Below are 6,285 nucleotides of genomic sequence, written 5' to 3' on the forward strand. Positions count from 1 at the left end.
GCCCAGGCGGCTCAGGAGCTTCCACTGTCGTTCGGTGCGCTGTTGGGTGTGCATACCGATCAGCGCCATGAAGATGGGGATCAACGGCAAGGTCACCAAGATGACGACCCCGGAGATCCAGTCGGCCCAGAACACCACCGTCAGGACCGCCACCGGCACGATCGCGGCCAGGACCAGCTGGGGCAGGTAACGGGAGAAGTACTCGTCGAGGGCGTCCAGACCACGCGTGGTCAAGGTGAGGAGTTCACCGGCCTTGGGTGATCCGTCCTGGCGATCCCCGCCTTGGGCCAACCACACCTTGCCCGATCCGGTCACGTGTGCGACGAGCCTGCGGCGCAGTTGCGACTTGGTCCGAGCCGCGCTGTGCAGGGCGGAGGTCTCGGCGAGGTAGGACAGCAACGCGCGGACGACGGCCACGGCGGCGACCATGGCGATCATCCCACCGAGGACGTCCACGCCCTCCCCGGCCCAGGCCCCGGTGATGATACGGGCCAACAGCCATGCCTGGGCGAGGATCAGACCGGTGATGAGGACACCGCTGACGACGGTGACGGCCAGGTGGGTCCGGACCGCGCTCGCGGTCCGGACCAGGCGCGGATCGAGCGGTTTCATACGCGGGAGACCTCGTCTGCTCGGTCGGTGTGGACGTGCCCTCGACATCGTGACGAAGGCGTTGGAGAGCGCCGTACCCCTCGCCCCCGGGGCGATGGCGGGGGCAAGGGGTACGGAATCGGATCGGTGTCGGCTCAGGAGACCTGTTGGGGCGTGTCCCCTCCGGCGACGGTGGCGCCGGTGATCTGCTCGCCGGTGACCCGCTTACGGAAGACCCAGTAACTCCATGCCTGGTAGCCCATGATGATGGGCAAGAACACCACGGTCACCCAGGTCATGACGGTCAGCGTGTAGTCGCCGGAGGACGCGTTGGCGACGGTCAGGCTGAACGCCGGGTCGGTGGTGGAGGGCAGAACGTTCGGGAACAGCGAGCCGAACAGTGTGGTCACCGAGGCCAGGATGGCCAGGCCCGTGGCGACGAAGGACCACCCCTCCTTGCGGAAGTGGACCGCCACGACCCCGCCCACCAGCGCCGCGGCGGCGATCAGGACGAGCGGTAGGGTCCATGGCTTCCCATGGGCGAGCTGTGTCCACAGCAGGAAGGCGGCGCCGGCCGGGATGGCGAAGCACGCGGCGTACGTCGCGGCTCGTCGGGCTCGGACACGGACCGGCCCGGCGGTCTTGAGGGTCAAGAAGACGGCGCCGTGCAGGGTGAACAGGGACAGTGTGGTCAGTCCACCGAGCAAGGCGTAGGGGTTGAGCAGGTCGAACAGGGACGCGGTGACGATGTGGTCGGGCCCCATGGCCACACCACGGACGATGTTGGCGAAGGCCACGCCCCACAGGAAGGCGGGGACGGCGCTGCCGAAGAAGATCGCCCGATCCCACCGGTCCTGCCACTTGGCGTCGTCGCGCTTGCCCCGGTACTCGAAGGCCACACCGCGCAGGATGAGCGCGATGAGGATGATGAACAGCGGCACGTAGAACCCGCTGAACAGGGACGCGTACCAGGCGGGGAAAGCGGCGAACATGGCACCGCCGGCGGTGAGGAGCCATACCTCGTTGGCGTCCCAGACCGGGCCGATCGAGTTGATGGCGACCCGACGGTCGACGGAGTTGCGCTTGCCCATGAAGGGCAGCAGGGTGCCCACCCCGAAGTCGAATCCCTCCAGGAAGAAGTACCCGATCCACAGGATGGCGATGGCGACGAACCAGATGACGGCCAGTTCCATGGTCGTTGGCTCCTAGTAGCTGAAGTGCGGGATCTGGGACTCGTCCTCGTCCTTCTCCAGGTCGGGAACGAGGTGGGAGGGGCCCTTCTTGACGTACTTCCAGAGCAATCCGACCTCCACCACGAACAGGAGGCCGTAGACCGCGGTGAAGATGCCCAGGCTCATCGCGACCGTGCCCAGGCTCACCCCGGGGGAGACACTGTCGGCGGTGAGGAGCTCGCCGTGCACGGTCCAGGGTTGGCGGCCCATCTCGGTGAGCACCCATCCGAAGATGTTGGCCGCCAGCGCGGCGGGCAGTGCGGCGATCGCACCACGGTAGAACCACTTGTTCCGGGGCAGGCGCTCCTTGTCCCTGGTCAGCCACAATCCCAGGGCGGCCATGGCCACACCGAACAGCCCCAGGCCCATCATCAGTCGGAAGGACCAGTAGACGACGAAGACGTTGGGGACGTAGTCACCGGGGCCGTAGTACTCCTCGTAGGCCTCTTGGAGGTCGTTCATGCCGTGCACCTCGCCATCGAAGTGCCCGGTGGCCAGGAAGCTGAGGACGTTGGGAACGGTGACGTCGATGGGGTTGTACCGCTCCTCGGTGTCGCCGACGGCGAACGTGGAGAAGGCGGCGCCCTCCTCGGTCTCCCACAGGGCCTCGGCGGCGGCCAGCTTCATGGGTTCGTACTCGGCTGCGAGCTTGGCCTGGTGATCACCGGAGAAGATGGTGAGAGCCCCGGCCAGGAGGGTGAAGACCAGTCCGACCTTGAGGGTGGAGCGGAACAGCGCGAAGTCGCGCTTGGGCGGGACCACGCCGACCTCGCCGGTGTCGTTGTGGCTGATGTTGCGCCAGAGCTTGAAGGCGCTGACCGCGACCACGAAAAGTCCGGCGGTGATGAAGGCGGCCGAGACCGTGTGCAGGTAGGTGGACCAGGCCTGGTCGTTGCTGAGCACGGCCCAGATGTCGTTGAGTTCGGCTCGTCCGGTCTGGGGATTGATCTGGTAACCGACGGGATGGCGCATCCAGGCGTTGGCGGCGAGGATGAAGTAGGCCGACAGGTTGGTGCCGATGGCGACCATCCAGATGCAGGCCAGGTGGACTCCGCGGGGGAGGCGGTGCCAGCCGAAGATCCACAACCCGATGAAGGTGGACTCCAAGAAGAAGGCCAAGAGGGCCTCCATCGCCAGCGGCGCTCCGAAGACGTCGCCGACGAAGCGGGAGTACTCACTCCAGTTCATGCCGAACTGGAACTCCTGCACGATGCCGGTGACCACGCCCATGGCGAAGTTGATCAGGAACAGCTTGCCGAAGAACTGGGTGGCCTGAAGGTACTCGTGTCGTCCGGTTCGGTACCAGAAGGTCTGGAGGACGGCCACGATGAACGATAGTCCGATGGTCAAGGGCACGAACAGAAAGTGGTAGATCGTGGTGACCCCGAACTGCCATCGCGCCAGGTCTAGAGCTTCCATGCATGCCTCTCAGGAACCGACCTTCGGTAGTACTACAAACTGTAGTGCTACATCCCGTCGTAGTGCCCCCGGGGGCCTGTGAAACGGGACTCACGACGACGGCGCGCCCCGAATCGGGGCGCGCCGTCGTCGTGTTCGGTGACCTCACGGCCGCCTTGCGGCACGAGGGTGAAGCGCAAGGACCAGCGTCGGCGGGAGGGGTCAGTCGCGTAGCTCCAGCAGCCGCTCCATGTTCTCCACCTCGGACTCCTGGGCGTTGATCATGCCCTGCGCCAGGTTGACCACGAGGTCCTCACGGCCCAACTCCACCTCGGCCTCGGCCATCTCGATCCCACCCAGGTGGTGGTCGATCATCAACTCGAGGAACAACACCTCGGCTTCCTCACCCTCGGCCTCGTCCAGCGCCGCGAGCTGTTCGGGGGTGGCCAGGCCGGGCATGGTCTCGGGGACCTCGCCCTCGGCACTGCCGCCACCGTGACTGTGGTCGTGGCCCTCCATCCAGGTCATGGGGGGTTCAGAGGCCCGGGCGGGCAGCCCCCACGTCATCAGCCAGCCCTGCATGATGCCGATTTGGGCCTGTTGGGTGCGAGCCATGTCCATGGCAACGGTGTGCAGCTCCTCATCGTCGGTCTTGTCGAGGATGACCATCGACATGTCCACGGCCTGGGCGTGGTGAGCGCTCATGTCCCGTAGGAAACCGGCGTCCGCGCTGGTGTCCAACGGATAGGAGGGACGTCCCAGGAGGAAGCCGGTGACCAGCGCCAACGCGATCAAGATCACGGCCATCCACAAAGGAACGGGCCGCTGTGTCAACGGCTTGGAGTCCTTGCCGGCGGTTCCGTGCGAGAAACCCGGCGGCAACGTCGTGTCGTCCTCGTGGGCCGACTCCTGGACACCGCCGTCGTCACCGGAGGAAGCTCCGGCCAGTTGCCCCATTCGAACCACCTTGGTCAAATCGCCTGACTCTGCTGACAAAGTAGAGGATAGGAAAGTCTTGTTCGACCACATGTACCCCAGGAGTCCCAGTGGCCAAGAAGTCGAAGGCGGAAGAGCGCCGCGCCCGCGCGGCCGCGTTGCGGGAGGCGCAGCGTAAGAAGGAACGCCGCAACAAAGCCCTCAAGATCGCCGGCGCCGGTGTGGCCGGAGCCGCGGTCCTGGGTCTTCTGGGAACGGCGATCTTCATGGAGATGCGCAGCCGCGACATCGAGGGTGTCGCGGAGTACGAGATCGACGTGTACAACCACGTTCCCACCGGTGAGCGCGTGGACTACGAGCAGTCCCCGCCGGTCGGTGGACAGCACTGGAGCAGCTGGCAGAACTGCGGCGTCTACCCCGAGCCGGTCATGCCGGAGTTCGGAGTCCACGCGCTGGAGCACGGCGCGGTCTGGATCAACTACGACCCCGAGCTGCCGCAAGAAGAGGTGGACGCGCTGGAGGGTTTCTACAACCCTGGCGACTACCTGCTGATCACCCCTTACGAAGGTGAGATGGACGGGCCGATCGTCGCCTCCAGCTGGGGCCGCCAGATCACCGTGGACAACGCCGACGACGAGAACCTCGGCCGCTTCGTGCAACTCTACGAGCGCGGTACCGACGTTCCCGAACCGGGCGCCTCCTGCTCGGGCGCGGTCGCGGAGACCCAGCCCCAGGTCGAGGCGCAGATCGAGGCGGCCGGTGAAGAGGCCGAGGCCCTGGAGGACGCGGACAGCGACGAGGAAGGCGCGGACACCGACAACGAGGACACCGACGACGAAGCGACCGAGGACGAGGAATAGAGGTTTCGGGCACCGGCCGACCCGCTGCGTCCCGGTGGGAGTCGGGGGCGGAAGCGATCACCGTTTCCGCCCCCGACCACGCGAAAGGGTCAGACGCCGGGGTCGGGGCGTTCTTGAAGGTGTTCGTCGATCAGCTCGCCCACCTGCGTCAACGCGGCTGCGGGCGCCCCGTACGACGCGGGGATGGAAAGTTCCACATAGGCCTCACGGTAGACCGCGGTGTACATGCTCGGAGCGTCCTGCGGCTGTGGGAACCAGGCCACTCCGTCGACCTCACGCAAGGTCGAGTCCATCTCCAGCCCGGCGGGACGGGGCACCCCACAGCGCAGACCGATGGGCGGGTCGCCCCAGGCCGCCATGACGTGCGACTCGGGTTGGATCGTGGCGCGGTCCGCTCCCAGGAGCGTGTCCGGCAGGTCCGCGACGAGGGCCGCGCAGGGTTCGGCGGTGTTCGGTTGCGCCTCGAAGGTCTGCATGTGAACGGTCTGACCGCAACCGGCCGTCAACAAAGCGACCGTGATCGCCGTCCCGACGTACCGTCTCAGCACGAACAACCTCGCTCCGTCGACGTGGTCGACCTATCAGATGTTGACGATGGGGCAGGTCAGTGTCCGGGCGATGCCTTCGAGGCGTTGGATACGGGCGACCACGAGGGTACCCAAGGCGTCGATGTCCTCGGCCTCGGCCTGAACGATCACATCGTAGGGCCCCGTGACGTCGTCCGCCTTTTCGACCCCTTGGATACCGCGGACACGCTCGACGACCTCGGCCGACTGACCGACCTCGGTCTGAATCAGAATGTACGCCTGCATCATATTGTCTACTCCTTCGTGCCATGTCGGGTGTGAGCCGAGAGCGGTCGCCTTCCGGTCCGGGCGCGGCCGATCAGGAACGGGAGACGAACGAGGAGGCTTGACCACCGGGTCCAGACCACTGCGTCGGAGCGGTCACCGTACCCTGATCCTTGTGTCGAACACCATTGGGGGCCTGGGTGAGTTCGCTCTGATCACACGTGTGACGAGCCAATTCCCCAGGACGGACGATGTAATCCTCGGGCCGGGCGATGACGCCGCGGTGGTCGCCGCGCCCGATGGGCGTACGGTCGCGACCACGGACCTGCTGGTCGAAGGACGTCACTTCAGACGGGAATGGTCGAGCGCCCGCGATGTCGGACACCGTGCGGTGGCACAGAACTACGCCGACGTCGTGGCCATGGGGGCGCGGCCCACCGGCATGCTCATCGGTTTCGCGGCTCCGCCCGACCTGCC

8 protein-coding genes are annotated in these 6,285 nt (G+C 66.2%); 2 read left to right on the plus strand and 6 right to left on the minus strand.

What is annotated here, in order from left to right:
- The 4 genes from D472_RS0115495 to D472_RS0115510 form a co-directional block, all read right to left on the minus strand.
- Nucleotides 1–612 (minus strand): ABC transporter transmembrane domain-containing protein (locus D472_RS0115495; protein ID WP_017605391.1); only part of this gene is annotated, 612 nt, incomplete at its 3' end.
- 134 nt (nucleotides 613–746) lie between these two features.
- Nucleotides 747–1,784, minus strand: coding sequence for a cytochrome d ubiquinol oxidase subunit II (gene cydB, locus D472_RS0115500; RefSeq protein ID WP_017605392.1), 1,038 nt, complete (start codon nucleotides 1,782–1,784; stop codon nucleotides 747–749).
- 12 nt (nucleotides 1,785–1,796) lie between these two features.
- Nucleotides 1,797–3,242 carry a cytochrome ubiquinol oxidase subunit I gene (locus tag D472_RS0115505; protein WP_017605393.1) on the minus strand — a complete coding sequence of 482 codons (1,446 nt, stop codon included), beginning with the start codon at nucleotides 3,240–3,242 and terminating at the stop codon, nucleotides 1,797–1,799.
- Nucleotides 3,243–3,443: 201 nt separating this feature from the next.
- Nucleotides 3,444–4,178, minus strand: a complete 735-nt coding sequence (locus D472_RS0115510; protein WP_017605394.1) for a DUF305 domain-containing protein — start codon at nucleotides 4,176–4,178, stop codon at nucleotides 3,444–3,446.
- Nucleotides 4,179–4,267: 89 nt separating this feature from the next.
- On the opposite strand from D472_RS0115510, the gene D472_RS0115515 reads away from it, so the two are divergent.
- Entirely contained in the window at nucleotides 4,268–5,017 is a 750-nt protein-coding gene (locus D472_RS0115515; protein WP_017605395.1) for a DUF3105 domain-containing protein, read from the plus strand.
- A gap of 89 nt (nucleotides 5,018–5,106) precedes the next feature.
- Here the strand turns inward: D472_RS0115515 and D472_RS0115520 are convergent, their stop codons facing one another.
- The gene (locus D472_RS0115520; RefSeq protein ID WP_026117728.1) at nucleotides 5,107–5,565 is read right to left on the minus strand and encodes a DUF3515 domain-containing protein; all 459 of its coding nucleotides are present in this window, start codon (nucleotides 5,563–5,565) and stop codon (nucleotides 5,107–5,109) included.
- A 33-nt stretch (nucleotides 5,566–5,598) separates the two neighbouring features.
- A complete protein-coding gene (locus D472_RS0115525) occupies nucleotides 5,599–5,832 on the minus strand; it encodes an Lrp/AsnC ligand binding domain-containing protein (protein ID WP_017605397.1) in 234 nt (77 codons plus the stop codon).
- Between the two features lie 151 nt (nucleotides 5,833–5,983).
- Here D472_RS0115525 and D472_RS26800 point away from each other — a divergent pair.
- On the plus strand, nucleotides 5,984–6,285 hold a 302-nt coding region (locus tag D472_RS26800; protein ID WP_239642981.1), incomplete at its 3' end, for a thiamine-phosphate kinase.

Origin of the sequence: Nocardiopsis alkaliphila YIM 80379, from assembly GCF_000341005.1 — a bacterium.
Taxonomy (GTDB): domain Bacteria; phylum Actinomycetota; class Actinomycetes; order Streptosporangiales; family Streptosporangiaceae; genus Nocardiopsis; species Nocardiopsis alkaliphila.

What these genes read in the sequence shown, in the direction of transcription:
- cydB (WP_017605392.1), bottom strand. Translation starts at nt 1,784, where the DNA reads ATGGAACTGGCCGTCATCTGGTTCGTCGCCATCGCCATCCTGTGGATC.
- D472_RS0115505 (WP_017605393.1), bottom strand. Translation starts at nt 3,242, where the DNA reads ATGGAAGCTCTAGACCTGGCGCGATGGCAGTTCGGGGTCACCACGATC.
- D472_RS0115510 (WP_017605394.1), bottom strand. Translation starts at nt 4,178, where the DNA reads ATGGGGCAACTGGCCGGAGCTTCCTCCGGTGACGACGGCGGTGTCCAG.
- D472_RS0115525 (WP_017605397.1), bottom strand. Translation starts at nt 5,832, where the DNA reads ATGATGCAGGCGTACATTCTGATTCAGACCGAGGTCGGTCAGTCGGCC.